The sequence below is a fragment of the Nonomuraea sp. NPDC059007 genome, from assembly GCF_042740555.1.
Classification (GTDB): Bacteria; Actinomycetota; Actinomycetes; order Streptosporangiales; family Streptosporangiaceae; genus Nonomuraea.
Genome location: NZ_JBHYJD010000121.1, coordinates 1 through 1,538, shown reverse-complemented (window position 1 = coordinate 1,538; position 1,538 = coordinate 1). Strand labels below are relative to the sequence as shown.

Sequence of the window (1,538 nt, the reverse complement as noted above, 5' to 3'; positions counted from 1 at the left end):
ACGCGTCCGTTTCTTGAGAACTCAACAGTGTGTTAAAAGCCAGTGCATGAAGTATTTCATGCAACACCTCGTCTGGAATATGATGAGTTTTTGCTAGTGTCAAACATCTTATGGAGAGTTTGATCCTGGCTCAGGACGAACGCTGGCGGCGTGCTTAACACATGCAAGTCGAGCGGAAAGGCCCTTCGGGGTACTCGAGCGGCGAACGGGTGAGTAACACGTGAGCAACCTGCCCCTGACTCTGGGATAAGCCCGGGAAACTGGGTCTAATACCGGATACGACCACTCCCGGCATCGGGTGGTGGTGGAAAGTTTTTTCGGTTGGGGATGGGCTCGCGGCCTATCAGCTTGTTGGTGGGGTAGTGGCCTACCAAGGCGACGACGGGTAGCCGGCCTGAGAGGGCGACCGGCCACACTGGGACTGAGACACGGCCCAGACTCCTACGGGAGGCAGCAGTGGGGAATATTGCGCAATGGGCGGAAGCCTGACGCAGCGACGCCGCGTGGGGGATGACGGCCTTCGGGTTGTAAACCTCTTTCAGCAGGGACGAAGTTGACGTGTACCTGCAGAAGAAGCGCCGGCTAACTACGTGCCAGCAGCCGCGGTAATACGTAGGGCGCAAGCGTTGTCCGGAATTATTGGGCGTAAAGAGCTCGTAGGTGGCTGGTCGCGTCTGCCGTGAAAGCCCGCAGCTTAACTGCGGGTCTGCGGTGGATACGGGCCGGCTAGAGGTAGGTAGGGGCAAGTGGAATTCCTGGTGTAGCGGTGAAATGCGCAGATATCAGGAGGAACACCGGTGGCGAAGGCGGCTTGCTGGGCCTTACCTGACGCTGAGGAGCGAAAGCGTGGGGAGCGAACAGGATTAGATACCCTGGTAGTCCACGCTGTAAACGTTGGGCGCTAGGTGTGGGGATCTTCCACGATCTCCGTGCCGGAGCTAACGCATTAAGCGCCCCGCCTGGGGAGTACGGCCGCAAGGCTAAAACTCAAAGGAATTGACGGGGGCCCGCACAAGCGGCGGAGCATGTTGCTTAATTCGACGCAACGCGAAGAACCTTACCAAGGCTTGACATCGCCCGGAAAGCTGCAGAGATGTGGCCCTCTTCGGATCGGGTGACAGGTGGTGCATGGCTGTCGTCAGCTCGTGTCGTGAGATGTTGGGTTAAGTCCCGCAACGAGCGCAACCCTTGCTCCATGTTGCCAGCACGCCTCTTCGGAGGTGGTGGGGACTCATGGGGGACTGCCGGGGTCAACTCGGAGGAAGGTGGGGATGACGTCAAGTCATCATGCCCCTTATGTCTTGGGCTGCAAACATGCTACAATGGCCGGTACAGAGGGCTGCTAAACCGCAAGGTGGAGCGAATCCCTAAAAGCCGGTCTCAGTTCGGATTGGGGTCTGCAACTCGACCCCATGAAGTCGGAGTCGCTAGTAATCGCAGATCAGCAACGCTGCGGTGAATACGTTCCCGGGCCTTGTACACACCGCCCGTCACGTCACGAAAGTCGGCAACACCCGAAGCCCGTGGCCCAACCACCT

General features: G+C 58.5%; 1 rRNA gene. It reads left to right on the top strand.

From position 1 onward, the window contains the following. Positions 1–107: 107 nt before the first annotated feature. A 16S ribosomal RNA gene (locus ACFWY5_RS57975) occupies positions 108–1,538 on the top strand; the annotation flags it as partial.